Source organism: Streptomyces sp. NPDC127190, assembly GCF_042672505.1.
In the GTDB taxonomy this organism is placed as follows: Bacteria; Actinomycetota; Actinomycetes; order Streptomycetales; family Streptomycetaceae; genus Streptomyces.
In genome coordinates this window covers 1-26,390 of record NZ_JBHXVE010000047.1, presented here as the reverse complement: position 1 = coordinate 26,390, position 26,390 = coordinate 1, and the positions used below count along the sequence as shown (strand labels likewise).

Genomic DNA, 26,390 nt, shown 5'->3' with positions numbered 1-26,390 from the left:
CCGCCCCTGCGCGTCCCGCGCGCGCCCCCCCCACCCACCCCCCCCCCTCCGGTGCCCCCCCCCCCGGGGGGGCGGCCCGACCCCCCCCCGCCCGCCCCCCCCCCGGGGCCCCACGCCCCGCCCCAGCGCCGGGCGGGCACCCTCCCGGACCGCCCGGGGGTGCCCGCCCGGCCCCAGAGCGCGGAGCGCTCCCCCAACCCGGCCATGGAGCGCGGAGCGCGCCCGCCCCGCCGTCTGCCGCGTAGCGGCAGCGCGACGCGTCTGCGGAGCAGACGGCGCGCCCAGAAGAACCCCCGCCGCGCCACGAGACACGTGCGCCGGCCCGGTGCTCACCGCCCCGTCCACAAGGAGTACCCGCATGCCCACACGCCCGGAGCTCACCCGCCCCGACGACGCCGCCACAGCGGCCGCCATGAGCCGCACCCTGACCGCGCTTGCCGCCCTGCTCCAGGCGCTCGGCGACGGCGAACACACGATTAATCTCGTGGCCGAGCGCACCGACGACACGTTCGTCCGGGCTCAGGCCGACCTCTCTATCGGCACCGCCCCGCTGCGCCTGGCCGTGCTGGACGAAGACGACTACTGCGCGCTGCGCACGCTGTTGGTGTTCGCGCTGGAGGGCAGCACCATACGCAGCGCCGTCCTGCTCGCCACCACGGCGGGCGGGCCCTACCCCCGCGCGTGCGGCTGGACCGTGCGGAACGGGTGGCTGCATCCCATGGACACGACCGCGCTCCAGCAGGCCGTCATCCCGTGCCCCGGCGTCCCCACCGTACGACGGGAGGTCTACGACGCGCCGGTCCTGCCCCAGATCACCGACACCGACGAGGAGGGCCCCCGTGGCTGACACGCCCGCCGTCACCGCCAACGGCTACTGCACCAACACCACCCCGGTCCCCGGCACCATCCGCACCGTCAACGCCAAGAACACCGGCCCGAAGTTCTTCCACCTGCACGGCCGCCGCTACGGCGAATGCCCGTGCGGAAGGGAAGTGTCCCTGACCGAGCGGGACAACCTGCGCCGCCACAAGCCGCCGCAGGAGTAACCCACAGACGCCGTCCGCCGCCCCCGTCCCCCCGGCGGCGGACGGCCGCCCCGGCCAGAGCGCCACTGGCCGAAGACCTGCCGCCCCGCCGCCCGCGCCCTCCCCTTCGGCGAGCGCGGGGCGGCAGGCCCCCGCTCACCGAACCGAACCGCCGAGGAGCCGCAGCCCATGACCAGCCCGAGCCTGACCGTCGACACGCCCGCCGGCACCGTGCGCGCCACCGCCGGCCCCCGCCAGGACGACGCCGTCGTCTTCGAGCTGGGCGGGGCGATGCGCGGCAGCGTGCACGTCACCGGCACCCACCACCCCCACCACTGGGACCAGTTCACCGCCGTACGCGCCTGCCTCGGCCCCGTCAACGCCTACCAGACCACCGCCCCCGACGACGCCCTACCGCGGCTCACCCGCAGCGGCACCCGCTACCACGGCAGCCTGACCCTCTACCCCGACGACTACGCCGACCGCCCCCAGGTCAGCGTGTACCCGATGACGTCCGCCGACGGACACGAGCCGCCCGAGAAAACGGCAGCGACGCTCACCGCCGTCCTGCGCGCCTGCGCCGCCCATGTCGCACAGCGCGACGACCTGCCCGTGATCCTGGACGTCTCCCGGCAGCGGGGCACTGCCGCCCTGCTGCGCTTCCTCACCTGGTCGGCCACCCACCACCAGGCCGAAGCCGCCCGCTTGGAGCGGGAGGCACGCGCAGCCCACCCCGCGCGGCGCGCCGCCGTGGCCGCCTGGTGGACCGTCGCCCGCTGGTTCCTCGCTTCCCCGCACCCGGTCCTGCTGCTGATGCTGGCCGACCTCCCCTACTCGGTACTCCCCAACTCGCTGGCCCGCACCGCCGCCGTGAAGCAGTGGTGGGCCCCGTACTGCCTCACCGCGGCCGCCAGAGAGCACGAGCACGCCCGCCGCGCCCAGGCCGAAGCCGACTCCCTGCGTGCCCAGCAGCGCTCACGCCGCCCGCAACCGTCCGCGCACGCTGCCCCGCACGCGGCGCGCCTGGAACTGGAGATGTCGTGACGATGCGCTGGTTGATGACCCTTGGAGAACGCACCCGCCCCGAGACGCCCACTTACGCCGAGTGCCCGGGCCCGAGCGAGGCCCGCGCCGTCGCCCTGGTCGACGACTGCGGCCAGCTCTTCCCCGTCCTGCTGGCGTGGCGGCGGGCCCTCGGCCGCGAAGTGACCGGCTGGGCCGAGCAGGTCGAGGCGGACGACGTCGAGAACCTCCCCCAGGACGTGACCGACGACTGGGGGCCCGGTCTGCGGCTGGACACGATGCCGGGCGGGTACGTGAAGGTCTCGGACTACCGCGATCACCAGCCGCCCGACGCGGTCACCGCCGGTCCCCGCATGCTCATGCGCTGATCTCGGCCTCAAAAGCCGCAGGTCAGGGGCGGGTTCACGCCACCCTAGACAACACTATTATGGATGTTGCGGGAGGGGGTTTTCTCCCCCACACCGCCCCCTCCCGCACCCAAGCGTCGACCGAAAGGGCCGCGATGCCCGAGGAGTTCACGTTCCCCCGCAACACCGGTTCGTACGGCTACCAGGTCCTCGACCGTCAGGACCCGAGCACCAGTTACGGCGTCGTCTGGCACGACTCGGAAGTGTGCCAGTGGGTCGCCGAGTATCCGGGCAACCGCCCGGGCAGCGGCGGCGGGATCCCCGGATTCGCCAGCCGGAAATGGGCCGCGCGCTTCCTGTACCGCTACCGCAAGCCCCAGCCGACCGGCCGCACCTGACCCGCCGTCCGCCCGCTTCACACCGCCGCCAGTCACAGAAGGGACCGCGTATTGGCCACCTTCGGTCACATCACCCGCGAGCGCTGCGCCCAGCTGGGCCGCGCCCTCACGGCCGCCGGCCTTTCCTGGAGGGACAACGGCCGCCAGGACAAGCCCGAGTTCCTGACCTACACCGCCACCGACGCGCACGGCCGCGAGTGGAGCATCAGCCCGGCCACCAGCAACCAGATCACCCCGTCCCGGCCCGCGAGTATCTGGCAGGCCCAGTGCACCGAGCCGATGCACCGGTCTCCGGTCCTGTCCGCCCGGGCGGTCGTAGACCACATCCGGGCGTTCCCCGCGTGACCGGCCCGCTGCGGCCGTGGCGCCCCGCTGCCCGAGTACTCCCGCGGTCTGGCACGGCTCATCGTCGACGGCGACGGCCGCGCCGTACGCCTGTGCCAACCCGACGACGAGCAGCCCAGCAGGCTCAAGGTCTACGCGGCCCTCCCGGACGAGACCCAGGTGCAGACCCCGTCGATCGGGGTCACAGCGATCAGCGCCCGCCATGTGGCACGCGAGATCATCCGGCGGCTCTACCCGCTGCACACCGAGGCCGCCGAACTGGCCACCCAGATCGCCGCCCGACAGCAGGCGGAGGCCAGCGCCCGCGCCGCAGTCGCCGAAGCCGTGGCCGGCGCGCTCCCCGGCGCCCGCATCGAGGAGCAGTACCGGCGTACACGGATCATCTGGCAGCGCGACGCCCGCCCGCCCGGCCAGCAGGGCCCCGTCCACGTGGACAGCGTGTGCGTAATCGTCGGATCTCCGGGGAGTCGGTGACCGTCGAAGCATCCAGCCGCCCCGCCCGAGTGATCTCCATGCTGGCTGCGTTCGCCCAACCCACGCGGGAGTGAACAACCAGGTCAGGGGTGGGTTTCTAATCTCAATAAACACACTATTATTGAACATGCGAGGCGGGGCCCACCACCCCCGCAGGGACCGCCGCCTGCCAGCCGCACGCCCCCGACGACCGGCCAGCACGAGCGGGCCGCTCCTGCCATCCGTCCCCGCAGAGGCGGTCCGCTCAACTCATCCACGAGAAAGGTGCGCACGTGACCTACACACCCCCGCCCTCCGAGTGCCGCCCGAACGAGCCCGACGCCGAACGATCACGCACGGGAGGAGACGCGGCACGTACCGACCGCCAGACGATGCGCCGCGTTCTGCGCCGCGAAATCTCGGGCACTATCGGGCTGCTCACCGACGAGCACGACTTCCGCGCCATGCGGCACTACGGCAGCTTCGCCTTCGACGACTACGCGACCTACCTGGCAGGGGTGGAGGACCTTCTCAAGGCCCGCGCCTCGCAGGGCATGCACACCATGCTCGCTCTCTTCGATCCCGAGGAGTACGCCGACTTCTGCGCCCACACCGGCCTCGACCCCGACAGCCCGTCCAGCCGCACCCGCTTTACCGCCGAGGCTGCCACGACGGGCCCCACCATCCCGTACGACGGCGAGCCCCTGGCCGAGCTCGTCCCGGCCCTGATCGACGAAGCCGTCCGCAAGGCCACCTGGGAGTACGCCTCCACACTCCTGGCCCGCCTCGGCGCCTGCGCCGCCTGCGGAAAGGACATCGGCCAAGAGGCCTTCGCCCGCGCCCGAGACTTCCTCGTCCGCATCCTCGACACGGCCGACCCTGGCCACCGCCACCTGGTGTGCAGCGTCTCGGCAGCGCCGGAGACGCTGGTCTCCGTCCTACACGCGGACACGGACCCCGACGGTGCGACCCACCTCGACGACACCGAGGCCCTCGAATTCACCACGGTCCTCGCGCTCGGTCTCGCGGCCCTGCCCGGCGCACTCATCATGAGGACCCGCAGCCCAGGCGCTCCGGACCGCGTCTACGGCTGGCGGCTGCGAGCGGGAGACCTCGAACCCCTCACGGCCGGAGAAGTCTTCGACGCCTACTGCACCGACATCGACTCCGGCGACCCCATCTCCCCGGAATCGGACGTCGACTACTGCGCGCCGCCCGACCTCAGCCCGGACGGCCCGACGCCGGGACACCATCACTGAACGAGCCGGGCCGCCGCCGGCACCCGCCTGCCAGGGCGACGACCCCAGTTGTCAGGCGTACACCAGGGCGGCGCCCACATCCCTGGCGGCGCACACGCCGAGGCTCTGCCCTCGCGCACTCTCCTCGTTTGCGCAGGTCAGGGGTGGGTTCACACCCTCACGACTCACACCATTATTGGTATCGAGGTTGAGGGGTCGTCACCTCCCCCCCGTGGCGGCCCCTTCCCCCTTCCAATCCCAGGAGTTGCCATGCTTCGAACGCTGCGCCGCGCCCTGCGATCGGCACGCCTCCGGATTCCGGCCCGCCGGTTCAGCGCCGGGATCGCGGCGCTGCCGCCCACCGCACGCGAAGCGCTCGGCACCGACGTCTCCGCCGAGGAAGCCATCGCCTACAACCGCAGCCGCGTCGCCACCGCAACCGCCGTCGCCCTCTACCGCAGCGGATACACACTGCCCATGCGCGATCTCGACCTGGACGACGCCGTGCACGCCCTGGACTTCCCCTACTCAGTTCCGAGCCAGGAGACCCGCGCCGCCATCCGTGCCGCACTCGCCGTCCTGGACGCCGACTACACCGTCACCGTCACTCACTGACCAGCCGTCAGCCCTGACCTGCGGGCCACCCCGTCCGGGTGGCCCGCGCCGGAAGGAGACCCGGTGTTCCTGGTCGTACCCGACCCCGCCCACGGACTGGTCGCCGCCCCCAGGTCCTCTGACGACCTCACGCCCGGCACCGAGGAGACCCTCACAGCCCAGGGATTCGCCTGGAACAGCGAGATCGAGGCGTACACCCGCCCGACTGACAACAGCCCTGCGGCCGTGGAACTCACCGCCGGCGCCCTGCGCGAACTGGGCCACTACGTCTTCTCCTCCTACACGCCGCTGCCCACCGCCTGACCGGCGCCCCCTCCCCGGCCGGGCAACTGCCCCGACCCCGCAGGCCCCTTGCACGGATGGAGTCCGTCATGCCCCGACGCCGCCCCAAGCCGCCCGTCCGGTACTCCGTCACCGGGCACGAAGGAGCCCACCAGGTCGTGGACCAGCTCCACGGGTACACGCTCAGCAGCCACACAACCCGCCCGGCCGCGGAGGACGCAGCGCGCGAACTGGCCTCCAACCCCACGGCCGCCATCGCGGCCGTGGAGGCACTCGACGCCGCCCAGAGCGGCCCGGCGGCCACCGAGCGACGCATCCTGCGCCGGTACGGGTACGCCTGGAGCCTGCGCCAGGACGAGATGCTCTCCATCATGCGGGAGTTCAGCCACCGCCGCCTGGAGACGCTCGTCTCCAACGGCCACCTGTCCACGGTGTTCACTCCGGCCGGCCAGCCGTACTACACCACGCCCGAGCGCTTCGATGAGCTGTCACCGCGCTGGGTGCGCGACGGGGACGAGTCCTTCCCGGCCGCCGAGCCCGCCCGTCTCGAGCGCCCCCGCCCAGCCCTTGAGCTGCTGCCGCAGCGCAAGCGCTGGGAACTGTGCGAGCTGCACGGGATCGCCCTTGGGCGCTGCCTGCTGTGCGGGCCGCGCGAGGACTTCGAGTGCCAGTGGGGCGAGTGCACCGCCAACCGCGTAACGGCGTACTGCGAGCGGTGCGTGCGGCTCGACCCCCGGCGCAGCTTCCCGCTGCCGCCGCACCGGGACCGCGAATAGCAACAAAGCAGCAGGTCAGGGGCGGGTTCACACCTGCCGTAAACACACTATTATTGATGTTGTTGGAGCCTCGATGGCGCGCACGGCCGCCCCAGCCGCACGCGAGGAAGGACACCGCCGATGAAGCCCCTCGATCTGGCCCAACTGCTGGCCGCGCCGACCGATCCTCCGGTGCGCGACGCGCTTCGCCGTCTTGCACCCAGATCCCTGGACGCGCTGATCATCGAAGCCCTCTCGGCTACCGAGGAGGCGTGGCGGCAGGTCGTCGTGGACCGGGTTCTGGAGTTCGCTGCGGAGCAGCCCGGCGACGGCCTCCCGGTGGTCGCCGCGTACTTCACAACGACGGAGCGCCGGACCGCGGACGGCATGCACGTCGGATGGAGCCCGTTCGTCGCAGCGCTCGCGAGCACCGAGGACGTTCCGGATCTCAGGCACACCCGCACCACTGTGAGGGCCGTGCCGGCGGGCGAGGCGGCGCTGACCGAGGAGGTGTTCGCCGACCCGGAGCTGAGGGAGGCGCTCAACCGGCTCGCTGCACTAGATCCGCCCGAGCACGAGGACGTGCTGCGCGTCCACCTGCCCACCCGCCAAGTCACCCGCGTGCGACCCTGACCATCGATCCGTGCGGGTGCTGCGGCGCCCGCACGAAGGAGGACTGCGCGATGCCGGTTCCGATCCTCTGCCACATCTGCCACAGGGGCCGTTACGAGCCCCGGACTCCGGGCTCCTACGTCTGCCGATCGTGCGGAAACCGCGCCACCGAGTCGACGTTCCCCGCGCAGAGCGACGAACGGCTCGTCGTGATCGAGGGCGTGCTCCAGGTGCTCACCGTGCCGGACGGCCACCAGGTGATCACTCCTACGCGGCGCTGCCATGCCCCGCACCTGGGGGCGAGTCTTGTCCTCGCCCTGCGGCGCAACCGGACCCACCCGGTGTACCGGCGTGCCGAGGATCTGCGCGCCGCCGAAGAGCTGTTGGCCGTCCTGGACGCCGACGAGCAGGGTCCCTGGGTGCTGTCCCCCGAGCGATTGGCCGTCCTCGCCCGGGCCGTGGTCGTGCGCAACTCACTGCTGCCCTCAGCATCCCGGCAGCATCCGGACTTGGATGCCGAGATCCGGGCGGCCTACGTCCGCAGCCGGCGCACATCCACCACCCGACATGGGTCGCCGGCCACCGCCCGCACCCCGCGCCCCTAGCCGCCGAACGCAGAGCAGCGGACCTACATTTCCGCAGGTCAGTGGGTGTCTAGCCCTCAGCCCATATCCAACTATTATTTGATGTGCGGGGAGTTGGTCCCCGCCAATTCGCCGATGAGGCAAGGAGAAGGAGAGCCGCATGGCCACCGCCGTCTCGACCCCGCCCCACAAGAGCGACGAACACGAGGAGGCCGCGCCGCAGGTCGTCAAACTCGATCCGGCACTGCTGGTACGCGACGAGTGCAACGCTCGCGAGCACGACACCGAGCCGGACGGGAAGCTCATCGCCTCCGTCAAGGAACTCGGCGTTGAGGAGCCCATCAGCGTCCGGCCCCGGCCCGACGGGACCTACGGCGTCTTCAAGGGCTGGCGGCGCGCCCAGGCGGCGCAGGTCGCCAACGCCGCCGCCGAGCAGGACGGCCGCCCCGCACGTCTGGTCAAGGCGTACGTGCGTGAGGACCTGGTCGGCCGCGACGGCTGGACGCGGTTTCTGTCCCTGGTCGAGAACGACCACCGCGAGGGCATGAGTGAGCGCGACACCCTCCGCGCCCAGGAACTCGCCCTGATCGACATGACCGACGTCGACCGGCGCACGGCCGCAAAGGCCCTCGGTGTGGGCCGCAATGCAGCCAAGCAGGCCAAGGCGGCGCAGAAGCTCAACGACGCCACCCTGCGCCGTACAGCGGCGGCAGGCATGGACCTTGAGCAGACCGCCCAGCTCGCCGAGGTCGCAGGCGTGCGCGGCGCGGAGGACCGGCTCATGCGGGCGCTCGCTCGTGACCACGCCGAGGGCAAGGGCGGGCGCGGTCACTGGGATCAGGAGATGGCCCTTCTGCGCGCCGAGCAGGCCGACGCCGAGGCCCGTGCCAAGGCCGAGGAGGAGCTGAGGGCGGCGAACGTTCCCCTGTTGGGCCGGGTTCCGTCCTACGAGAAGGACCCGTCCCGTCCTCTGACGGAGCTCACCACCGGGCTGGGCAACCCGCTCACCGAGGACAACCACAAGGACTGCCCCGGCCACAGCGCTCGCCTGGACGACGAGCACCGGCCCGTTTGGTACTGCGCCGACCCGGCCGCGTACGGCCACAAGGTCCGGCCGCAGCCGAGGAAGCCCAAGACCGAGGAGAACGAGCGCAAGGCTGAGGAGCGGGCCCGGATCGTGGCCTGCAACCGGGCATGGAAGGCCGCCGCCGGACCGAGGCAGGAGTTCGTCAAGCGGCTGGTGCGCGGAAGGACCCTGCCCGAGGAGGCCCGGCTGTTCGCCCAGCAGATCCTTCTGGACCTGCCCCGCTTCTACGGCAAGTGGGCCGACAGGCAGAGCACCCAGACCGTGGCGCTGCTGCTCGGAGCGAAGGACCCCGAGAAGGACTCGGCCGCCGAGACTGCCGCCAGCTTCCCCAAGAACCGCCTGGCCAACGTGCTGTTCGCCCAGGTCGCCGCCGCGTTCGAGGACTCCATCCGCGAACCGAAGCAGTTCGACATCGCCCGCATGACCCACGTCTACCTGTGGGAGTCCCCCGACCGGTTCCAGGCCGCCTACCTGCTGCTTCTGGAATCCCTCGGCCAGGCCGACGACGGCAGCTACCAGCTGTCCGAGGTCGAGCAGCAGGCGGTCGCCAGTCACCGGCCCAACGCTGCGGGCTGACCCCCAGGCATCCGGCGGGTGCCGACATCCGGTGCCCGCCCTCCCTCCCTCGCCCCTCATTACGAACCAGGAAAGAGGCGTACCTGTGCCCACCCTTGCCGAAATCCGCACCTTCGTCAGCGGGCTCTCCGACGCCGGAGCCGTGGTCGCTCTCCAGGAGGCGGCGGCCAAGCGGCTGCTCGAACTGGACGCCGCCAAGCGCCCGGTCATCCTCCCGGGCCGCACCGGCCGGATCAACACCACGATCACTCCGGCCTGCCTGCGCCGTCTGACCGGCACTGTCGGGCAGCCCAACAAGACCCGCAGCCGTTTCGACTTCGTGCTGGACGAGGACTCCACCAACCAGCTGCGCCGCGACCCGCACAACACCCGCTTCACCGTTCCTGACGGTGAGAAGCGCTTCCGCATCACGGGTGTCCCGGCCGCCTGCATCGAACTCACCGACGCCCCGGCCGACTCGTAGAGCGTCCGGGCTGGGGCAGCGCCCGCAATCCCCGCCCCCACCGCGCCGCCTCGAATGGCGCCTCCATCCCCGGCCGGGCACACCCCGTGCCCGGCCGGTCGTCCATCCCTCCACGCAGAGAGGTGAACCAGATGCCGATCACCATCGACGACGTCCGGGACTTCATCCGGCAGCTTCCCGACGCGGCAGCCGTCGCCCAGGTACAGGAGGCCGCTGCACAGCGGCTCCGCGCCGTCGACAAGGCCGCGTTCGCTCAGATTCAGGCCGGGCGCCGGGCCCGCATCACTCCCGCCCTGCGCTCGAAGTTGCTGCGCGGTCTGACGGGCACCGTGCAGGAACGCAATCGCGCCGGCACCCGTGCGGGCTTCCTTCTCGACGAGGAGTCGACCCGGCTGTTGCGCGCGCACCCCCGCAACAGCCACTACCGCATCCCGGAGAACGTCCGGCGCTTCCGGATCCCCGGCAACGGCGTCCCGCTCTGCTGCCTGGAACTGATCGAGGACTGACCCACGTGCCTGCGTCCCGCCGCCCTGCGCGACGCAGGCAAAGCCCCCTCTGCCGTCCGAGACGCCGTGCGATCCCCGTCGCCCGGCCCGCTATGCAAGGCCGCATGCCCGACAACCAGCAGACGACGCCCTCCGGCCCGGACACCGACGCCCCCACCGGGCCCCTGACGCTGGCCGTGCTGCGCCAACTGGTCCGCACCGACTGACGCCGCCTGCCCGGCAGCACGCTGACCGTGCAACGTCGAGGGCAACGCCTACTCGCCGTTCGCCAGCTACAGCCGTTCCCAGTACGCGCCGACCTACGGCGATTTCGGCGGCAAGGTCTTCCCGCTGCCGGAGGACCTCAAGAAGGACAAGGAGCTGCGCGAGCTGTTCGCCGACATCCCTGACAGCGCCGTCCCGGCCCTGGTGCTCTCCCCGCTCGGCTGACCGGACCCGCGCGCGGCGGGACAGCCCGTTCCGGCTGTCCCGCCCCCTCACGAAAGCGACGTGCCCCCATCATGTCCGCCTCCGCACAGGCCTTTGAGGACAGAGCCCATCCGCCGGTCCTGGTCATCAGCGACCGCCTCGACGACGACCCGCTCGGGCTGCTGCCGTGCCCGGTGCCCCTGAAGCACTTGCCCTCAGCCCTGTTCACCGCACAGGAGTACCAGAGCGCTCCGCTCGTGCTCCTGGACGACCGCAGCTACACGAACTTCACGCTCCGCCACATGCGCCACCGGCCGGGCCTGATCGTGGCGGCCGCCGACCCAGACGACGGCACGGCGTATCCCCGGGCCGCGGCCATCGGTGCCGAAGCCGTCCTTCGGGCCGGACAAGGCCTGGCCTGGTTGCACCTGCGCCTGCACGCCGCCACCGACTGCCGCTACGCCCCCTGGGAAGCGCTCCTGACCGGCCCGCCCCCACCGGAGGACAGCTGATGCCGGGCCGTCGTCGCTCCCAGCCGACCCACCTCCCACGATCCGAAGGACGTCACCGATGCACCAGATCCCTCAACGCTGTGCGCGCCGGCCGCTGGCAGGCGGGCTGGTGGTGCCGTGGGTGTCCCTCATCCACGGCGGCCACGCGGCATTCGGCAGTCTCGACGCCGAGCGTGCCCGTACCGCCTTCCTGCACGGTCGGTGCCAGATCTGCGGCCAGCACCTGGACGAGCGGTGCTTCCTGATCGTCCGCCCGGCCGACGTGGCCCAGGGCTGTTCCCCGGAACCGGCTCTGCACCCCGAGTGCCTGCCGTACGCCGCCGCGCGCTGTCCCATGCTCAACGGCACGGCCACCCACTACCGGCAGCGTCCCGTCCTGGCCAGTAACCCGGCCGGGCGGCCCTGCACTGATCCGTCCTGCCCATGCCCGTCCCTCTCGCCCGACGACGGCCACGCCGCCCGCAGCGGCAGCCCGGCCGACCGATACGAGGCATGGATGATCCACACCCGGAACTACCGTCTGACCTTCCGGCCGGACCGGCCCGATGCGCCCTCCGGCATCAGCCTCGACGTGCCTGTCCTGCGCAGGCGCGTCCTGCGCACCGCCCATCTCACGGCCGAGCAAGAACGCCTGATGGGGCTGGTGCGCAGCCTTCTGAACGTCAGCCCGTGACCCCCACTCCTCCCACCACCCTTTGTTGAAGGAGGCTTCCGTGATCACGCCCGACTCGGCCACGCCCGAGGGTGCAGCCATCATCGACCTGTACGAGCAGCTGAAGGTGCTGGAGGAGCGCACCGGCGAGTGGCCCGGTGCCGACACCGTCGACATCCTCGACAAGTGGCTCGCCCGCTTCGACTTCACCGGCCCGGTGACGCGCACACGGCTCGTCGCGGGCAGCGTCTGGGTACTGCGTCGCGAGGACCTTCGCGAGGACGAGGTGACGCTGTGGAGCGACGAGGACTCCGCGCTCGCCGCTCTGGCCGGGCACGTCCGCGAGCGCTGGGACAACCTGCTCGGGGACGACGGCGTCCCGGACCTCCCGCCCCTGAACAACCGTGAGGCTGTCGACCTGTACTACGGGCCGGACCGAGAACGTGGAGACGAGCACTACTCGCTGTACGCCGACGACATCGGCCGGCTGGTGCGGACCCTGCCTGCTCCGGACGGCTTCCGCTTCCCGGACGCGGAGGTCTGCGCGGAAGTCAACAGCGCAGCCGTCTTCCACCCGATGGCCGGCCCCGACGACGAAGGCCTGCCGTGCATCGAGATCGCCGGGGTTCTCGTCTTCGCCTACCTGGACGCCGACATGCAGGCCGTGCGGGTCTCAGTTCACCTGGACACCACCGACGAGCTGCTCGTCCAGCCCCGACAGACGGTGCCTTTGCACGTGGAGGTCGAGGACTCCACGGTGTTCAGCGGGGGCACCGCGTCGGCGCCAGCGGTAGCTGGCATGTGGCGGCGGTGGCTGCGACTGCTGGGCCGCTGGATGCAGCGGACGAGGGGGGATTGACCCACCCCTAAAACACACTATTATTTGTGATAGGAGGTGTTCGCATGGCCCCGTCGATCAGGCACGTTTCCGGCACCGTCACCAGCGACGTCGAGTGCCGCTTCACCGAAGGGGGGATCGCCGTCTGCCGCTTCCGCCTCACCGAGACCCCCAGCCAGTGGGACGCCGCCGCACAGAAGTGGCGGGACGGGACCCCGATCCCCTACGTGTGCACCGCCTGGCGGGACCTCGCCCACAACGCCGCCGAGTCCCTCACCAGCGGAGTCACCGTCCTGGTCAAGGGCCGCATCACCGAGATCAAGGACAACTCCATCTACCTGAGCGTCGACGACTTCGGCATCAGCCTGCGCCAGCGCATCGCCTACACCGAAGCCAGCCTGCCCAGCCCGGCCGCCGCCGCCCCCATTGCCCCTCCCCCAACGCCTCATCCCGCCGCGCCTGTCGCATCCCGTCCTCTCACCAAGCGGCCCGGCAACCCTCCCGCCTGGTGGGAAAGGCAGAGGTCCTCCGGCTGGTCCAACACCGCCGCCTCCAGCGCCGACGGCTCTCCCCTTCACGTCGGCCGCTGACGCTCTGCCCCTCCTTCTTCCCCTTCACCGCCCGTCCCGGCGCGGTGCCGGTTCGCCTGCCGGTGCCGCGCCATGCCCGAGAGGACGCCATGCCCGAGAGCACCCTGTCCGAACGTGCCGCCCGCGCCGCGCTGGCAGCCCACTTCGCCCCCGACCAGGTCGCCGCCGACCTTGCCGACCACTGTGCTGCCGAGGTCTGGCAGCGGCACGTGCGCCGTGACAGCAGCGGGCGCCTGGCCCAGTACAAGCCCCAGGAGGAACTCGACAGGGCGACCCTGACCTGCCGGTTCGTCATCCCCTCGGACGAGGTCTGGCCCACCGCTCTGGCGGACCTCGGGCCCCACTGCCCGCTTGGCCTATGGGTGCGCGGCAGCGACCAGCTGCTCCAGCTGACCGCCCGCTCCGTCGCTGTGACCGGCAACCGGAACGCCACCGACCAGGCCATCGCCCGCGCGTACGCCTTCGCTGCGGCGGTCGCCGAGGCCGGCCACACGGTCACCGCCACGCTCGCCTACGGCGTCGACTCCGCCGCCCACCGGGCGGCCGCCCAGGCGGGCCGGGCGACGCTGGCCGTACTGCCGCGCGGGCTGGACCGTGCTCACCCCCACGACCGCGCCCAGCTGCTAAGTGCCATCCCCGCCGTCGGCGGCGCAGTGGTCAGCCTCTACCGGCCCGGCACCGCAGCCAGCGGCGCGACGCTCAAAGCCAGCGCCCGCCTGGTGGCCGCACTCTGCCGCGCGGTGATCCTCATCGAGGCCCTCGACCACGCTGAGGCGACCCGCACCGCCGAGGCCGCCCTCGACCTCCACCGGCCCCTGCTCGCCGTTCCCGCCGACAGCAACGTCCGCTCCAGCGGCAACGCCCGCCTGCTCGCCGAGCAGCGCGCCGTCCTGGTCGCGAACCCCGCAGCCGCGCTCGCCCTGCTCTGAGACCCCAACCGGCCTCCCGTGCCTGGCCATGCATGGCCCGGGCACGGGCCCGGGGGGGGAGGCCGTGCCATGCCTGAGCACGTCGACTTCTTCGAGGCCGTCGTCACCGCCTCTCCCGACAACGCCGAACACGCCCCACAGCTCGCCGACGCCGTCCACGCGCGCGGGCCACGCCGGCGACGTCGGCGAGGGTGACCTGATCCTGGCCGCTGTCTCCCTGCGCGGCGCCGACTAGTTCAACGACCAGTACACCGCCCACCCCGAGGCCTACGACCCGTCCTGCCAGTGCGGCGTGTACTGCCACCTCGCCCACGAACCCGGCCCGGTCGTCGTGCTGTCCAGCGGCCATCCCCGGCCGAACTGCGAGCCGTGGCTCGCCGACGCCCTGGTCCTCATCATCCCCGCCCAGCCTCTGCCCAACCGGATCGCGAAGGAGTGTCGCACCGCCATGCCCAGCACCACGTTCACGCCGTCGCTGCCCGGCCTCGCTACCGACAATGAGCTGGACACCGTCATCAACTGGGGGCTCGGCGCGGACTCCACCGCCTACCTCGCACGGATGCTCACCGACCCCGCCGCGCACGGCATCGACCTGAAACGCACCGCCGTCCTCTACATGGCCACCGGCAGCGAGTGGCCCGAAACTCGGCTGCTGTGCGAGGAGTTCATGCTCCCCCTGCTGCGCTCACACGGCGTCAGGTTCGTCCAGCTGGCGCGGGCCGGGCACCTGAAGGCCGACGGGATCACGGTCCTGGACGACTCCCGCCACCCCGAGCGGCTGTTCGCCCGCGGCCTGTGGACGCTGTGGGACGAGCTGGAGTCCGTGGGGACCGTCCCGCAGCAGGCCGGCGTCCGCAAGTGCAGCCTCCGGGCGAAGGGCGAGGTCGGCGACCGGTGGATCACCCAGGTCTTCGGCGGCCGCCCGTTCAGGCAGATCATGGGCTTCAACGCCGACGAGGAAGGCCGCCGCTTCGGCGACCAAGCCGCCTCGAAGGTTCCAGGACGCACGGGCGTGTTCCCCCTCATCGACTGGGGCTGGGAGCGGAAGCAGTGCGAGGCCTACCTCCTCAACCGATTCGGCGTGCACTGGCCCAAGTCGTACTGCACCTTCTGCTGCTTCCCCACCTCCATGGGCGCGTTGCCCGCCCACCTGGAGCGCATGCGCTCCCACCCGGACATAGCCGGTGAGGTGCTGCGCCTGGAGTACACGGCGATGAGCCTCAACCCCAACGCTAAGCTCTACGGCCGCAAGACCCTCCTGGAGATGTTCGACCCCTCGCAACCGCGCGACCGGGCGTGCCTCGAGGCCTTCGAGCGGGAGCTCGACATGCCGTGGGCGCTGTACCACGTGCGCCGGCTGTTCCTGCTGTCCGACTCCGGAAAGCGGCGCCCGGTGATGCGCTCCACCGAACGCGTCGACCTCGGCCGTCCCCAGCAGCTCGCACGGCGGCTGATCTCCGTCTCCGAGCGACACCACGTCGACGTCGAGCACGACCCCGTCTACGGGCGCGCCCGCTCCTGGGTCCGCCGCCGCGCGCAGGCGTGGCCGATGGCGGAGGAACTCTTCGCCACCGCCCCCGCCCGCGTGATCAACAAACAGGACGAGGCCTTCGAGGAGGAGTGGGGCGCACTGCTCTCCGGCGCCGCCGCCCAGCTCCCGCTCGCCTGAACCGCCCGACCACCGCCTGCGAAAGGACCAGCATGCGCGCCCCCACGTCCTTATCCCCTGCCCGCGCCTCGCTCCCGCGCCGTGCTGTACCTGGCAACGCCGTCCGGAGCTGACGTGCGGGCCGCCATGCAGGCGGGCCTCCTGGGCTGCATGACGACCCCGGCGCAGGGCAACCTGATCCCGCCCGGTGCCCTGTACGCCTGCGACAACGGCAAGTTCGGCAAGGGCTGGCCCGGCGCCGAAGCCTGGTTCGCCTGGCTGAGGGCGACTGTCGAGCGCTACGGGCGCGACCGCTGCCTGTGGGCCGTCGCCCCTGACGTCCCCATGGACGCTGCGGCGACCTTGGCGGAGTCTCTGCCTTGGCTGAACCGGATCCGTGCCCTGGGGGTTCCGGTTGCTTTTGCCGCCCAGGACGGCAGCGAGCGCGGTCTCGTCCCCTGGGACTTGATCGACGTGCTGTTCCTCGCGGGCTCCACGCAGTGGAAGACCTCAGCGGCAGCGCACCGCCTGGCCCTGAGCGCGCAGGAGCGAGGCCTGGCCGTGCACATGGGTCGCGTCAACTCTCGCCGAGGGCTGCACGTCGCGCAGGCCTTCGGGTGCACCAGCTGCGACGGCACCTATCTCGCCTACGGACCCGACACAAACCTCCCCCGTCTTCTGGCCTGGATGAACGAACTCCACACCACCCCGACTCTCTTCGGAGACGAGACATGACGACCTGGCTGCGCTTCATTGGCGCATCGATCATGGGCATCCTCGACCCCGTCCCCTCCGGCGTGACCTCCCCGATGACCGAGGCGGCAGGCGCCTGGGTCCGCGCGAACGCCTGGACCAAGGGACTACGCAAGATCGAGGGCGCTTACCCCCATGGCTTTCACCGCTGGTGTTCGTGCGAGCGGGGCATCTGCCACCCCTGCGCCTGCGGTCACCACGACCGCTGCGTCAGCGCCGGCGGCCCACGCCGCGACGACTACGCCGGCACTGTCACTGACCGCGGCGGCTTCGTTGTCGCCGTGATCCACTATGGCCCCGGCCAGCGGCCCTGCCGGTGGCTGTGCCCCTGCTCCCACCCGGCCAACGGCACGGCCCCCGTGGACACTCCGACTGCCCGCGAGAGGAGGATGGCGCGGCAGCGCCGCGGGTCCTATGTCTCCGACGATCAGCTCATTTGGCCTTCCAGCCCGGACGCGGGCCCGCCTGTGCAGATCGCAGCAGACGGTGAGGAACGGTGAACCTCCCCGTTCGACAGACGCTGCCCTTCGATCTGCTCACCCCCTTGCGCTCGGAGCTCCGCGACCTCGGCCCGGCTGCGACCCGGCCCTGTGGCTCCGTGAGGCCCTGGTCGCGGTTGGCGCCCGCAACGTCCGACGCCGCGGTGTGCATCGGTACGTGTTCCGGCTCGGCCGGACCCGCCGTGAGCGGGAAGAGATCGAACTCGGTCTCCCCGCGCTGCGGCCCTACCCCAGCGGCGTGACCGGTGCTCCCGGCACGGCCGCCCGCGATCGGCCGCCCTTCCTATCACTCCGTTCTCGTTCCCTTGGAGATGCCATGCCTTCGCGTGCCGCCTACCCCCCGCCCACCGCACTCGACCTGACCTTCTACGACGTCCTCGCTCCCCAGCTGTCCGGCGGCAAGGACAGCGCGGTCACGATGTTTGTGTTCATGGAAGCCGCCCGGGCTGCCGGCGTGGCCGACCGGGTGATCTCCTACCACTCCAGCCTCGGAGTGCTCGAGTGGCCGCCGGTCGTCTTCGGCGGCATCCGTTATCCCGGGGTGTCCGAGCTTGCCGCGCTGCAGAGCGCTGCCTTCGGGGTGCCGGCCGACCGGCACCTGGAGGTCACCCGCACGATGGTGGGCCCCGACGGCACCCGGATGCCGCGCAGCCTGCTGACCGAGATCGCGGCGTACGGGCGCTTCCCGCGCATGGGCAGCCCGTACTGTCGCAAGAGCGCCAAGGAGAGCGTGGTCTCCAGCGCCTGGACGCCGATCGTCAACCGTCTGAAGCGCGAGCTCGGCCGCCCGGTGCGGATCCTGAAGGTCATGGGTCTTCGCGCCGACGAGGGGCCGGACCGCAAGAAGCGGGCGGCCTTCCGCAGGGTGCAGGCCAACAGTGCGCGAGTCATCGACGAGTGGCTGCCCATCAAGGACTGGCCGACCGAAGCAGTCAAGGAGTGGCACGCCAACGCGCCGGTGTCGTACTGCTGGACGTACGATTCGGCGCCCGGTGCGGGTGACTGGGGTGGGACCTCCCGCTGCTCGTGCTCCCTGTGCGTTTTCGCCTCGCGTCGCGACTTGCTGCTCGCCATCGGCCGGCGTCCGCGGCTGGCCGAGTTGTACGCCGAGGTCGAGCGGGTGCGAGGGGACAGCTTCCGAGCCGACTGGCGGATCACCGATCTGATCCGGCACTCCGCGGCCTGCGAAGCGCCCGACCCCGGCGTGGTTTGCTCCGATGACGGCCCGGAGTTCACCGCCCTGGAGGAGCAGGTCCGCGCGGCGCTGAGGGAGGAGCCCCGTAAGGAGCCCGACCTGGCCCGGCGGACACGGCGATCGCCGTGCGACGGCTGTGCCGCTCCGCTCTGAGATTTCCCACAAGCCTCTGACGTTGTTTGAAAGGCATACTTTGATTGTGACGACGACCACCCAGCGCCTCCTCGAACTCGCCGCGGCCGCACCGGCCTGCCGCGACGAGGACCTGGTGCTGTCGCTGCGCGATGCCCGCGAGCTGTACCAGCAGGGTTTTGCAGATCTGCGCGAGGTGGTGGCGGCCCGCTTCGCTGGGCTGTCCTGGGAGGATCTGGTGGCGGCCGTAGCCGCGGCTGGCATGCCCTGCGATGCGTCCCAGGACAGTGACGAGTTGGTCCTTCTGCTCGCCCTGGCCGAGTGGGAGATGACTCCGGCAGCCCTGGCCTACTCGGAGATGGCCGAGGCCGCGGCGCGGCGCGGGGTGTGCCTGATCCCGGAGGAATGACTTCTTCTTCGCGCCGGCCGGGAAAACCTGGACAGCGTGCTGGACCCTCGACCCAAACTCCTGCCATTATGTGAGTTGTGAGGCGGGCAGGCCGGCTCACCTCCGACAGGATGGACGGTTGGGTCATGACCTCGCGCAGTGAGCGTCGCCTGGTCGACGCTGCCGAGATCGCGGCTGAACAGGGTCTGACGCATGCGCGGATCAGCGGCCTCTACAAGGACCGCGCCGAGAACGGTTTCCCCGAAATCGCTGCCATGCGCGGCCGCGCCCGCCTGTGGGACCACGCACTGGTCAGTGAGTGGTTCGCGAACCGCCCGCCGACACGACTACGCGAGCACACGCCGCCCGCCCGTGACCCGCAGGACCTGCTGAACGGAGCAGAGGCCTCGAGGTTCCTGGGTTACAAGAACGCCAACCAGGTCACGACCTTCGTCCGTGATCACCCCGGCTACTTCCCCGACCCGGACGTCGTCGAAGAGCTCGGCACCGCCGAAAACCCCTACCGTCGGCAGCTGTGGCGTGTACAGACCCTGCTGGACTGGATGGCCAGCCGCCCTGGCCGCGGCAGGCACGCCGGCGCGAAACGCACGGCCCCCGCGCTGCCCGACGTGCCCGTCGACGGCGACCCCGACGAGCTATTGGGCGCCACTCAGGCCGCGGCACTGCTGGGGTTCAAGAGCCTCAACTCCTTCTCCAGCAGCCTCTCCCAGGGCAACCTGCCCATCCTGGGAACCCCCGACGCTGTCACAGAGAAGGGCGGACGCCGGCGGTGGACGCGTCGGCGGATCCTCGAGCAGGCCGCCCAACGGCGGGACATAAACCGGCGGTGAGCCCCCTTTGCCCCGCCCCATAGATGTGGCATCCGGTTACGGGTCGTTGGTCCCTTGCGGGCCGGATGTCGCATGATGGCCGGTATGGCGTGGCTCGCCACCACGCCCCGCAGCAGCCCCGGCTGCTGCGGGCCGGCCATCGCCGAACTTCTCCGCCGCAGCCGTTTCCCTGCACTCCCATGCCAGAGGCAGTGAGCTCTCCCCAGGCACAGCCTTTGGTCAGGCCCGTGGACGCACGTGTTGGCGCCCACCACGAGGCTGTTTCGCCTTCGTGACCATGGTCGGGGCCTCGTGGTGGGGAGCCTGGTCGGGGCCCACAGGTTTCCTGAGCAGCAACCGACGGTCTCAGATGAAGACCGCGACGGCCGCGGAAGGGAACGTCTCATGAGCAGCTCCGTAGGGAGCAATCTGGCGACGACGCTGGCCCGGAGCCACGCTGAGCCCTTGGCTTACCAAGTGCTGGCCGGGCTCGCCCAGCACCGCCTCGCCACGACCAGCCAGTTGCGTCAGATGCTGCGCCCGGACGGCACACGGCAGCTGATGTCCCGTGTCCTGAACAGGTTGCGTTCCGACGGCTTGGTCGACTGCACAGTGCTGCCGGGCGCGAGCCGCACGCGTGCCAACGTCTGGTACCTCACGCAGGAAGGCGCGCGGCTGACCCGCGACCTGCCCGCATTGCGGGGCCGGCCGCCCTACCCCATCTCCTCCACCACGGCAGCGTCGCTGAAGACCCCGCACACGCTCGCCGTCGTACGCACCCACCTTGCCTTCGCCGCAGACGCCCGTCGGCTGGGACACGAGCACGGCCCCTGGGACTGGACACCCGAGGTGTCCCACTCCATCGGCGAGGGCGAGCGGATTGTGGCTGACGCGGTGATGTACTACACCGTCGTCGAGAGCGAACACCGTCGAAAGCTGCGCGCGTTCGTCGAAGTCGATCGCAGCACCATGAGCAGTGAGCGTCTGGCCGTGAAGCTGATCGAGTATGCCCGCCTCTTCCAGTACGAGGCTCAGCCCGTCGGCCGGCGTAAACAGGCCACCACGGGCCCTGTCTGGCTGCGCTGGTATCCGGCCTTTCCCCGTGTGCTTTTCGTACTCACTGGTGCTTCCCGCGCCAGGCTGGATAGTCGGATGAGCGATCTACAGGCGATGGTGGCTCAGCACCCGCTCGTAGCGGCCCTCGCCCGGAAAGTCGGGCTGGGAGCCGCCGTGCTGGAAGACCTGGAGCAGCACGGTCCAACCCACAGTGTCTGGAGGCCGTTGGCCGGCGGCAAGCCTCGCTCGTGGACGGATCTAGGAGTCGCCAGCGTGAGCCATAGCAGTTGATCAGCCTCCCCTTGGCCGCTTGTCAGCGTGCCGCTTCCAGGTTCCTGTCAGGGAAGGCGCCTGCGGCCGCCGCTGTGTGGGACGACTTCGACGGTGCCTCCGTCGATGGGTGATGAACCCCGATGGGTCGCCTACCGGAGGAGCATTTGCTCCAGTGGCAGGCCCCCATCCGCTTGGGCACCGTGTCGCCCAGCGGCATCAAAACCACTCACGCCCAGCTTCGGGGAATGAACGTCAACAAGGACACCTGCCCGGGTAACAGGCCAAACGCCCCCTGGCTCACTACGTGCTCACCACCACGGCAGTGAGCACGTAGGCACCCGGGCTGCTCTGCGGCAGGGGTCCGGGCTCGGACCTCAGGACCATCGTGCGTTCGCCGAAGGGTGGCGGGCCCATCCACCGCCCCCTTCGGTCACGAGGCTGGTGAGGACCATGTCGACCTCGGTCAGGACCGCGGCACGCTCAGCAGGCCCGTAGACGATGAACTCGTTGGCTGCGACGTCGTAGACGCGCACCTGGTTGTGTGGACCGGTACACACGAGGGCGCGCGCAATCTCTGGCAGGCCGAGGCTGAGGGCATCGCAGTGCCCGGAGCGGACGAGCTGCACCAGGTCGGTGGTGACGCGCTCCCAGTCGCCGACGGTCGGCCAGTCGGCGCCACCGTTCAGTTCGTGGGTGAGGGTGGCCAGCGGGATGATCTCGCCCGGCCGGCGTCCTTGGGTAAGCAGGTCGTGGATCCGGGCGCCGTCGGGCTGGAGCACCTGCGGGTGGAGCAGTGAGCTGGCGGCGACGACAGTGGTGTTGATCTCCTGGGTTCCGGGGCCGGGGTAGTACGGCTCGTGCGCGAACAGCAGATAGACGTTCGTGGTGCGAACAGCCGGGGTGGGTTCGGTCTGGGGCATCAGGAGGGCTCCCTTCAGCGGGCCTGTACTGGACTTGAGCTCATGTGTCAGCGGACGGACGCCTAGCGGGTGCGGGCCCAGTGGCCGCACGGGTCCGCAGTGCTGGCCCGCGTCGGCCGTGCCGTGCTCGGCGGCGGCGCGTTTCATGACCTGGGTGACCTGACCGGCGAGTTGGAGCATCAGCCGCTCGCGGCCGCTGAGCCAGGCTGAGTCCGAGTGGGTGCCACGGGTCTGGAGCAGGTCCGCGGCGTCCCACAGCAGGTTGTGGCCGATCTCGGCGGAGCGGCGCAGTTCGTAGCGGTCGCTGCCCGCAGAGGCTTGGACGAGGTAGGTCTGCAGGGCTGCGAAGCGCTCCAGGTAGCGGACGGCATCGTCGCCTTCGACGCTGCGAACGTGTTCGCGGGCCCGGGCGTCGAGTCGGCCTGGCAGGTGCTCCGCGAGGAGGGGGGCGAGCAGCATCGCCGGGAGGACGACATCGACGGGGATGCCCTGGGCAATGGCGGACAGGCCGACGGCCAGGCTGATAAGGGCGATGGCGGCGCCGGAGAGCCGCAAGGACCCGGGAACGGATGCCAGGGCGATGCGCCGGGCGGGACGCCTGGTCAGCCAGAGCAGGGCCAGGCGTTGTGCGCGGGTCGCGGCAGGGGTGAGCACCCCGATCTGATGGGGGGTCTCGGGCGCGCTGCCGTCGCCGGGAATGGGCCAGGCGAACCATCCCCAGCCGGTGCGCTCGTAGACGAGGACGAGTTCGCAGGCGTCCGAGCAGGTGTGGTCGCGGATGTGGCCGGTGCGCAGGGCGCGGGAGTGTTCCTTCTTCCAGCGCTCCGGATCTTGGGGGAAGGGGCGCTCGTGGTGCGCGTCGGCGGTGGGTGGGGGGCGGAGGGTGTCGGTCACGGGCTGCTTCCTTCTGGATGTGTCAGGGCGGAGGCGCACGTGGTGCAGCGGCCGTCGCCGTCGGGGTGGGCGCGCCGGGGAGTGGGGCCCGGGCAGGTGCGGCACAGCGGCCAGCCGAGGCAGGCCGGACAGAGATCTTCGCCGGGAGCGGTACCGGGCACGCCGCAGCCGGCGCATTCGACAAGGGCCCGGTAGGTGAGGGCCTCGCTTACCGTGCGCGCGGCGGCGGACTCGGCGGACCGCCGCGGCTGTGGGTCGTCCCAGTGGGGTGCGTCGTGGTGATCGGCCATGATCGCGGGCGGCGGGTAGGCCTGAGCGGCACGGAGTCGGGCTGCGATGATCGCGCCGACGGTGGTCCGTACCGGGTGGGGCAAGGGCCGGTCGGCGATGACGTGCAGCAGCTGCTCACGGCTCCAGCCGGCTTCCAGCATCACGGTGACGACGCGGCCTTGATCGGTGAGGGCCTTGCCGGTCAGCAGCAGCTCTGGGCGTTGTGCCCCGAGGTCGAGCAGCAGTCGGATGCCCGGGTGCATCTCATCCGCAGCGGGCGGCGTGGGCAGAGGCTTCTGCGTTGCCGGCTGGTCCTTCCGTCCAGGTTCCGGCGCGGCGCCGCTGCGACCGCACGGACGGAGGGGACTGGTCTTCTGCTTCTTGGTCTTCTTTCTGTTGGTGTTCTTAGTGCCGGGATCAGCCAACGTAGGCTCATCCAATCCTGGAAAACCCGACTCTGGCTGCGACCTGGGGTTTTGCAGGGCGGGCAGATCGGTGATGAAGTACAGCGCCTGGCCGAGCGTTCCGTCGGTGTTCCTCTCGCGGGTGCGGTAGAGGAATCCGTGCCGCTCCAGCTGCTTGAGGCCTGTGGTGACCGCGTCGACCCCTTCGCGGCCGCGGCGTACCAGGTCGGCGACGGTGACCTGCCAGCCCTCCCGGTGCGTGCTGACGTACCCGAAGATCCCCTTCGCCTTGTAGGACAACCGGCTGTCGCGGAACAGGCCGTTGGCGATCTGGGTGAACTGATCACCCGCCATGACACCTCGGCGGACCCCTGCCCCAAGACGACTCACCGCCGTGTTCCCGAACCGGGCCGCACGTGGTGGCCAGGGCAGCGCGCCAGGCCCGTGAGGATGGGGCGGCCCTCGGGCCTGGGGGCGCGGGCGTACGTGTGATCCATGCAGACAGCTCACCCGCCGGCCCCGACCAGGCTGACGGCCATGAGCCCCGACCATCGATCACGATCCGGCAACAGAAAGCATCTAGCTGCCGTGGTCAGGCTCATGGTCGGGCCGACCAGCTCCCTCCACTGCGCTCACTCACTGACTGCGCAGGGGCTTCGCCTGGACCGCTGATGCCCCGGCCGCCGTCGCGGGCCGGGGCATCAGCGCGCATTGCTCGGGTCAGAAGCGAGTCGTGCACTCGACTGAGCCTCCGCCAACTTGAAGCCGCAGGTCAAAGGGCTGGTGTGACCGATTCTCAGGGCGCTCACGCTGGTCGTGGGCGACTGCCAGAGGAGTAGATCGTCCGTCAGGGGGCGACTTGCCGATTCCTGCTCTCTGGGCCGGGGTGCCTTCTATGATCCGGTGTATGGGCCCCGAGTTGCTGGAACGGATCACCGCGCGGCGTGCGGAGCTGGACGAACTCGAAGAACGGCTGGCCAAGGAGTTGGCGGAGGTGCGGGCTGAGCGGGACGAACTCGCTGTCGCCGAACGGGTCCTTGAACGGGTGAGTGAACAGCTTGCCGACGAACGTGCCTCGGCCGCGCCGGTGCCTGGGCAGGTGGGTGGTCGCGCGGTGATGCTGATTCCGCACCACGCGCCGGACGTCGAGGAGACCGTGCTCCCGCCGGAGTACCAGCGCATTCTCGCCATCGTGCGGCAGGCGGCCGGACCGGTCATGGCCCGGCAGGTCGGCGAGACGCTGGGGGTGGACATCAGCGTGCGGTCCAAGCTGGAACCGCTGCGAGGGAAACTGGTCAGGCTGACCGACCGCGGCTGGCTACGGAAAACGCCCGACGGCCGGTTCACCACCCGCCTGTAACCAGGCACGCCACCACTTGGCGGTGCGGTGAGGGCGTAACCGGGGTGCCTCCGGCGGTCGTTGGGACTGTGTGACGAGAACCCATGAGCGCGCCGAGGACACCTGCCCGCTTGTCTACCAGTGCCGTCTGCCGCTGTCTACGAGCACCGTCAACCACCTCGCCGATCTGCTGCGACGCCACTTGAAGGCGATACGGTCCAGGTGGCGGGCCCTACCGCCCGGAAGGATCGCAGTGATCGTCCTGGCCGTACTGCGTCACGACCAGCGCCTGGCCGACCTGGCCGGCGGCAACAACGTGTCCGAGTCCACCGTCCGTCGCTGGCGCGACGAGGTGATCGAGCTGCTCGCCGCGCAGGCGCCCCGCCTGGACCGTGCCCTGAAGAAAATCGCCAAACGGGGCGGGGATGTGGTCCTGATCGACGGCACCCTCATCCGCACCCAGCGCCGCACTGGGAGAGCCGACCGGCGGAACTACTCCGGCAAGCACCGCAGTCATGGCCTGCACTTCCTCGCCCTGACCGACGAGAGAGGCCGCCTGATCTGGATATCCGCAGCCCGGCCCGGCTCCACCCACGACAACACCGCCGCCCGCCATGACCACATCCTGGCCCACCTGCGTGCCGCCGGCCTCGGGGCGTTGGCCGACCTCGGCTTCCGCGGCCTGGACAACGACATCCGCGACCCCGTGATCGTCACCGGCTTCGCCGCCACCCGCACCCACAAGCTCACCCCCGGCCAGAAGGCCGCCAACCGCGTCCTCACCATCGGACGCGCCCCCGTCGAACACGGCTTCGCCCACCTCAAGAACTGGCGGATCCTCACCAAACTCCGCACCGACCCCGCCCGCGCCACCCACCTCCTGCGCGCCCTGCTCGTCCTGACGAACCTCGAAGTCAACCGCTGAGAGATCTACACAGCAGACAGTCACCCACGACGAATTCGGGTCTCCCGGCACCGGGCATACCGGCCCTTTGCCAGTGCCCCATTGAGCCGACCCAGGACGGTCCCTTGGAACCGGCGTGCGTCAGGGCTGAATGTTCTCCAGGTCCTCAAGGAGGCTGGGGTGGGTCGGCTGCCACCCGAGGGCCTCGCGGGTGTGGGCGCTGGACGCCGGCTGGTCCATGGCGAAGATCGAACCGAACGGGCCGAAGTTCTCCTGCGGAACTTCCTCAACCGGCAGGTCCAGTCGTCGGCCGATGACCGTCGCGATGTCCAGCACCGCGTCGCCCTCGTCGGCGACGGCGTGCCAGGCCGTCCCGGCCGGTGCGGACTCGAGGGCCAGACGGAACAGGACCGCTGCGTCGAGCGCGTGCACGGCCGGCCAGCGCTGGGTGCCGTCCCCCGGGTAGCCGGCCACCCCGGTGCGGCGCGCTTGATCGGTCAACAGGCCGGCGAATCCGCCCTTGCCCTCGTTGTGGACCGTGCGCGGCATGCTGTCGGCGTACAAGCGAACGTGCGCCACCTCGTACGGATGAAAGTGCACCATTTTTGATGCGGTGACGGGGCGTCGGCCGTGAGTCTGCTGCTGT

Annotated in this window: 32 protein-coding genes and 2 pseudogenes; 31 read left to right on the top strand and 3 right to left on the bottom strand. The window is 70.8% G+C overall.

Features of this window, described 5'->3' with window-relative positions; genetic code table 11:
• Positions 1 to 358: 358 nt before the first annotated feature.
• The 29 genes from ACFVIU_RS37955 (at position 359) to ACFVIU_RS37815 (ending at position 21,031) form a co-directional block, all read left to right on the top strand.
• Complete coding sequence (locus tag ACFVIU_RS37955; RefSeq protein WP_385848278.1) at positions 359 to 847, top strand: hypothetical protein; 489 nt, start codon at positions 359 to 361, stop codon at positions 845 to 847.
• Complete coding sequence (locus tag ACFVIU_RS37950) at positions 840 to 1,046, top strand: hypothetical protein (RefSeq protein ID WP_385848276.1); 207 nt, start codon at positions 840 to 842, stop codon at positions 1,044 to 1,046. Before ACFVIU_RS37955 ends, ACFVIU_RS37950 begins: the two co-directional genes overlap by 8 nt.
• Positions 1,047 to 1,214: 168 nt before the next feature.
• Positions 1,215 to 2,069: a hypothetical protein gene (locus tag ACFVIU_RS37945; protein WP_385848275.1), complete on the top strand. Its 855-nt coding sequence runs from the start codon at positions 1,215 to 1,217 to the stop codon at positions 2,067 to 2,069.
• A gap of 14 nt (positions 2,070 to 2,083) precedes the next feature.
• The gene (locus ACFVIU_RS37940; protein ID WP_385848273.1) at positions 2,084 to 2,416 is read left to right on the top strand and encodes a hypothetical protein; all 333 of its coding nucleotides are present in this window, start codon (positions 2,084 to 2,086) and stop codon (positions 2,414 to 2,416) included.
• 134 nt (positions 2,417 to 2,550) lie between these two features.
• The gene (locus ACFVIU_RS37935) at positions 2,551 to 2,793 is read left to right on the top strand and encodes a hypothetical protein (protein WP_385848272.1); all 243 of its coding nucleotides are present in this window, start codon (positions 2,551 to 2,553) and stop codon (positions 2,791 to 2,793) included.
• Between the two features lie 51 nt (positions 2,794 to 2,844).
• Positions 2,845 to 3,138 carry a hypothetical protein gene (locus ACFVIU_RS37930; RefSeq protein ID WP_385848270.1) on the top strand — a complete coding sequence of 98 codons (294 nt, stop codon included), beginning with the start codon at positions 2,845 to 2,847 and terminating at the stop codon, positions 3,136 to 3,138.
• A 159-nt stretch (positions 3,139 to 3,297) separates the two neighbouring features.
• Positions 3,298 to 3,612 (top strand): hypothetical protein, encoded by a 315-nt coding sequence (locus tag ACFVIU_RS37925; protein ID WP_385848269.1) that lies wholly within the window; start codon positions 3,298 to 3,300, stop codon positions 3,610 to 3,612.
• Between the two features lie 371 nt (positions 3,613 to 3,983).
• Positions 3,984 to 4,850, top strand: a complete 867-nt coding sequence (locus ACFVIU_RS37920; protein ID WP_385848284.1) for a hypothetical protein — start codon at positions 3,984 to 3,986, stop codon at positions 4,848 to 4,850.
• 249 nt (positions 4,851 to 5,099) lie between these two features.
• A complete protein-coding gene (locus ACFVIU_RS37915; RefSeq protein WP_385848267.1) occupies positions 5,100 to 5,444 on the top strand; it encodes a hypothetical protein in 345 nt (114 codons plus the stop codon).
• Positions 5,445 to 5,507: 63 nt separating this feature from the next.
• Positions 5,508 to 5,747, top strand: a complete 240-nt coding sequence (locus ACFVIU_RS37910) for a hypothetical protein (RefSeq protein WP_346088448.1) — start codon at positions 5,508 to 5,510, stop codon at positions 5,745 to 5,747.
• A gap of 68 nt (positions 5,748 to 5,815) precedes the next feature.
• Positions 5,816 to 6,502, top strand: a complete 687-nt coding sequence (locus tag ACFVIU_RS37905) for a hypothetical protein (RefSeq protein WP_385848266.1) — start codon at positions 5,816 to 5,818, stop codon at positions 6,500 to 6,502.
• 120 nt (positions 6,503 to 6,622) lie between these two features.
• The gene (locus ACFVIU_RS37900) at positions 6,623 to 7,114 is read left to right on the top strand and encodes a hypothetical protein (RefSeq protein ID WP_385848264.1); all 492 of its coding nucleotides are present in this window, start codon (positions 6,623 to 6,625) and stop codon (positions 7,112 to 7,114) included.
• A gap of 50 nt (positions 7,115 to 7,164) precedes the next feature.
• On the top strand, positions 7,165 to 7,698 hold the full coding sequence (locus tag ACFVIU_RS37895) for a hypothetical protein (RefSeq protein WP_385848263.1): 534 nt from the start codon (positions 7,165 to 7,167) through the stop codon (positions 7,696 to 7,698).
• A gap of 139 nt (positions 7,699 to 7,837) precedes the next feature.
• The gene (locus ACFVIU_RS37890; protein ID WP_385848261.1) at positions 7,838 to 9,340 is read left to right on the top strand and encodes a ParB/RepB/Spo0J family partition protein; all 1,503 of its coding nucleotides are present in this window, start codon (positions 7,838 to 7,840) and stop codon (positions 9,338 to 9,340) included.
• Between the two features lie 85 nt (positions 9,341 to 9,425).
• Positions 9,426 to 9,803, top strand: coding sequence for a hypothetical protein (locus tag ACFVIU_RS37885; RefSeq protein WP_385848260.1), 378 nt, complete (start codon positions 9,426 to 9,428; stop codon positions 9,801 to 9,803).
• Between the two features lie 131 nt (positions 9,804 to 9,934).
• Positions 9,935 to 10,309, top strand: a complete 375-nt coding sequence (locus tag ACFVIU_RS37880) for a hypothetical protein (protein ID WP_385848258.1) — start codon at positions 9,935 to 9,937, stop codon at positions 10,307 to 10,309.
• Between the two features lie 500 nt (positions 10,310 to 10,809).
• On the top strand, positions 10,810 to 11,229 hold the full coding sequence (locus tag ACFVIU_RS37875) for a hypothetical protein (protein WP_385848257.1): 420 nt from the start codon (positions 10,810 to 10,812) through the stop codon (positions 11,227 to 11,229).
• A gap of 58 nt (positions 11,230 to 11,287) precedes the next feature.
• Positions 11,288 to 11,902, top strand: coding sequence for a cell envelope biogenesis protein OmpA (locus ACFVIU_RS37870; protein ID WP_385848255.1), 615 nt, complete (start codon positions 11,288 to 11,290; stop codon positions 11,900 to 11,902).
• A gap of 40 nt (positions 11,903 to 11,942) precedes the next feature.
• On the top strand, positions 11,943 to 12,740 hold the full coding sequence (locus tag ACFVIU_RS37865; RefSeq protein ID WP_385848253.1) for a hypothetical protein: 798 nt from the start codon (positions 11,943 to 11,945) through the stop codon (positions 12,738 to 12,740).
• Positions 12,741 to 12,784: 44 nt separating this feature from the next.
• Complete coding sequence (locus tag ACFVIU_RS37860) at positions 12,785 to 13,309, top strand: single-stranded DNA-binding protein (protein ID WP_385848252.1); 525 nt, start codon at positions 12,785 to 12,787, stop codon at positions 13,307 to 13,309.
• 89 nt (positions 13,310 to 13,398) lie between these two features.
• Positions 13,399 to 14,238, top strand: a complete 840-nt coding sequence (locus tag ACFVIU_RS37855; protein ID WP_385848250.1) for a DNA-processing protein DprA — start codon at positions 13,399 to 13,401, stop codon at positions 14,236 to 14,238.
• Positions 14,239 to 14,307: 69 nt separating this feature from the next.
• On the top strand, positions 14,308 to 14,433 hold the full coding sequence (locus tag ACFVIU_RS37850; RefSeq protein WP_385848249.1) for a hypothetical protein: 126 nt from the start codon (positions 14,308 to 14,310) through the stop codon (positions 14,431 to 14,433).
• Between the two features lie 97 nt (positions 14,434 to 14,530).
• Entirely contained in the window at positions 14,531 to 15,907 is a 1,377-nt protein-coding gene (locus ACFVIU_RS37845) for a hypothetical protein (protein WP_385848247.1), read from the top strand.
• A gap of 81 nt (positions 15,908 to 15,988) precedes the next feature.
• Entirely contained in the window at positions 15,989 to 16,621 is a 633-nt protein-coding gene (locus ACFVIU_RS37840; protein ID WP_385848246.1) for a hypothetical protein, read from the top strand.
• Positions 16,618 to 17,139 carry a DUF6248 family natural product biosynthesis protein gene (locus tag ACFVIU_RS37835; RefSeq protein ID WP_385848244.1) on the top strand — a complete coding sequence of 174 codons (522 nt, stop codon included), beginning with the start codon at positions 16,618 to 16,620 and terminating at the stop codon, positions 17,137 to 17,139. The genes ACFVIU_RS37840 and ACFVIU_RS37835 overlap by 4 nt, the downstream gene beginning before the upstream one ends.
• A 316-nt stretch (positions 17,140 to 17,455) precedes the next feature.
• Entirely contained in the window at positions 17,456 to 18,487 is a 1,032-nt protein-coding gene (locus tag ACFVIU_RS37830) for a phosphoadenosine phosphosulfate reductase (RefSeq protein ID WP_385848242.1), read from the top strand.
• A gap of 46 nt (positions 18,488 to 18,533) precedes the next feature.
• Positions 18,534 to 18,875 carry a hypothetical protein gene (locus tag ACFVIU_RS37825; protein WP_385848241.1) on the top strand — a complete coding sequence of 114 codons (342 nt, stop codon included), beginning with the start codon at positions 18,534 to 18,536 and terminating at the stop codon, positions 18,873 to 18,875.
• Positions 18,876 to 19,000: 125 nt separating this feature from the next.
• Positions 19,001 to 19,705, top strand: coding sequence for a hypothetical protein (locus tag ACFVIU_RS37820; protein WP_385848240.1), 705 nt, complete (start codon positions 19,001 to 19,003; stop codon positions 19,703 to 19,705).
• Between the two features lie 384 nt (positions 19,706 to 20,089).
• Complete coding sequence (locus ACFVIU_RS37815; protein ID WP_385848238.1) at positions 20,090 to 21,031, top strand: replication-relaxation family protein; 942 nt, start codon at positions 20,090 to 20,092, stop codon at positions 21,029 to 21,031.
• Between the two features lie 356 nt (positions 21,032 to 21,387).
• Here the strand turns inward: ACFVIU_RS37815 and ACFVIU_RS37810 are convergent, their stop codons facing one another.
• Positions 21,388 to 22,827, bottom strand: a complete 1,440-nt coding sequence (locus tag ACFVIU_RS37810; RefSeq protein WP_385848236.1) for a hypothetical protein — start codon at positions 22,825 to 22,827, stop codon at positions 21,388 to 21,390.
• Positions 22,824 to 23,879 (bottom strand): annotated as a pseudogene (locus ACFVIU_RS37805) (hypothetical protein); the annotation flags it as partial. The pseudogene ACFVIU_RS37805 and the gene ACFVIU_RS37810, both read right to left, overlap by 4 nt.
• Before the next feature lie 529 nt (positions 23,880 to 24,408).
• On the opposite strand from ACFVIU_RS37805, the gene ACFVIU_RS37800 reads away from it, so the two are divergent.
• Both ACFVIU_RS37800 and ACFVIU_RS37795 read left to right on the top strand, forming a co-directional pair.
• Positions 24,409 to 24,861 carry a hypothetical protein gene (locus tag ACFVIU_RS37800; RefSeq protein WP_385848235.1) on the top strand — a complete coding sequence of 151 codons (453 nt, stop codon included), beginning with the start codon at positions 24,409 to 24,411 and terminating at the stop codon, positions 24,859 to 24,861.
• A gap of 70 nt (positions 24,862 to 24,931) precedes the next feature.
• On the top strand, positions 24,932 to 25,765 hold the full coding sequence (locus tag ACFVIU_RS37795) for a transposase family protein (RefSeq protein ID WP_385848234.1): 834 nt from the start codon (positions 24,932 to 24,934) through the stop codon (positions 25,763 to 25,765).
• Between the two features lie 120 nt (positions 25,766 to 25,885).
• Here the strand turns inward: ACFVIU_RS37795 and ACFVIU_RS37790 are convergent.
• Positions 25,886 to 26,390: pseudogene (locus ACFVIU_RS37790) on the bottom strand (3-beta hydroxysteroid dehydrogenase); the annotation flags it as partial.

What these genes read in the sequence shown, in the direction of transcription:
- ACFVIU_RS37955 (WP_385848278.1), top strand. Translation starts at nt 359, where the DNA reads ATGCCCACACGCCCGGAGCTCACCCGCCCCGACGACGCCGCCACAGCG.
- ACFVIU_RS37945 (WP_385848275.1), top strand. Translation starts at nt 1,215, where the DNA reads ATGACCAGCCCGAGCCTGACCGTCGACACGCCCGCCGGCACCGTGCGC.
- ACFVIU_RS37940 (WP_385848273.1), top strand. Translation starts at nt 2,084, where the DNA reads ATGACCCTTGGAGAACGCACCCGCCCCGAGACGCCCACTTACGCCGAG.
- ACFVIU_RS37935 (WP_385848272.1), top strand. Translation starts at nt 2,551, where the DNA reads ATGCCCGAGGAGTTCACGTTCCCCCGCAACACCGGTTCGTACGGCTAC.
- ACFVIU_RS37920 (WP_385848284.1), top strand. Translation starts at nt 3,984, where the DNA reads ATGCGCCGCGTTCTGCGCCGCGAAATCTCGGGCACTATCGGGCTGCTC.
- ACFVIU_RS37915 (WP_385848267.1), top strand. Translation starts at nt 5,100, where the DNA reads ATGCTTCGAACGCTGCGCCGCGCCCTGCGATCGGCACGCCTCCGGATT.
- ACFVIU_RS37905 (WP_385848266.1), top strand. Translation starts at nt 5,816, where the DNA reads ATGCCCCGACGCCGCCCCAAGCCGCCCGTCCGGTACTCCGTCACCGGG.
- ACFVIU_RS37900 (WP_385848264.1), top strand. Translation starts at nt 6,623, where the DNA reads ATGAAGCCCCTCGATCTGGCCCAACTGCTGGCCGCGCCGACCGATCCT.
- ACFVIU_RS37895 (WP_385848263.1), top strand. Translation starts at nt 7,165, where the DNA reads ATGCCGGTTCCGATCCTCTGCCACATCTGCCACAGGGGCCGTTACGAG.
- ACFVIU_RS37890 (WP_385848261.1), top strand. Translation starts at nt 7,838, where the DNA reads ATGGCCACCGCCGTCTCGACCCCGCCCCACAAGAGCGACGAACACGAG.
- ACFVIU_RS37880 (WP_385848258.1), top strand. Translation starts at nt 9,935, where the DNA reads ATGCCGATCACCATCGACGACGTCCGGGACTTCATCCGGCAGCTTCCC.
- ACFVIU_RS37875 (WP_385848257.1), top strand. Translation starts at nt 10,810, where the DNA reads ATGTCCGCCTCCGCACAGGCCTTTGAGGACAGAGCCCATCCGCCGGTC.
- ACFVIU_RS37870 (WP_385848255.1), top strand. Translation starts at nt 11,288, where the DNA reads ATGCACCAGATCCCTCAACGCTGTGCGCGCCGGCCGCTGGCAGGCGGG.
- ACFVIU_RS37860 (WP_385848252.1), top strand. Translation starts at nt 12,785, where the DNA reads ATGGCCCCGTCGATCAGGCACGTTTCCGGCACCGTCACCAGCGACGTC.
- ACFVIU_RS37855 (WP_385848250.1), top strand. Translation starts at nt 13,399, where the DNA reads ATGCCCGAGAGCACCCTGTCCGAACGTGCCGCCCGCGCCGCGCTGGCA.
- ACFVIU_RS37850 (WP_385848249.1), top strand. Translation starts at nt 14,308, where the DNA reads ATGCCTGAGCACGTCGACTTCTTCGAGGCCGTCGTCACCGCCTCTCCC.
- ACFVIU_RS37835 (WP_385848244.1), top strand. Translation starts at nt 16,618, where the DNA reads ATGACGACCTGGCTGCGCTTCATTGGCGCATCGATCATGGGCATCCTC.
- ACFVIU_RS37830 (WP_385848242.1), top strand. Translation starts at nt 17,456, where the DNA reads ATGCCTTCGCGTGCCGCCTACCCCCCGCCCACCGCACTCGACCTGACC.
- ACFVIU_RS37820 (WP_385848240.1), top strand. Translation starts at nt 19,001, where the DNA reads ATGACCTCGCGCAGTGAGCGTCGCCTGGTCGACGCTGCCGAGATCGCG.
- ACFVIU_RS37815 (WP_385848238.1), top strand. Translation starts at nt 20,090, where the DNA reads ATGAGCAGCTCCGTAGGGAGCAATCTGGCGACGACGCTGGCCCGGAGC.
- ACFVIU_RS37800 (WP_385848235.1), top strand. Translation starts at nt 24,409, where the DNA reads ATGGGCCCCGAGTTGCTGGAACGGATCACCGCGCGGCGTGCGGAGCTG.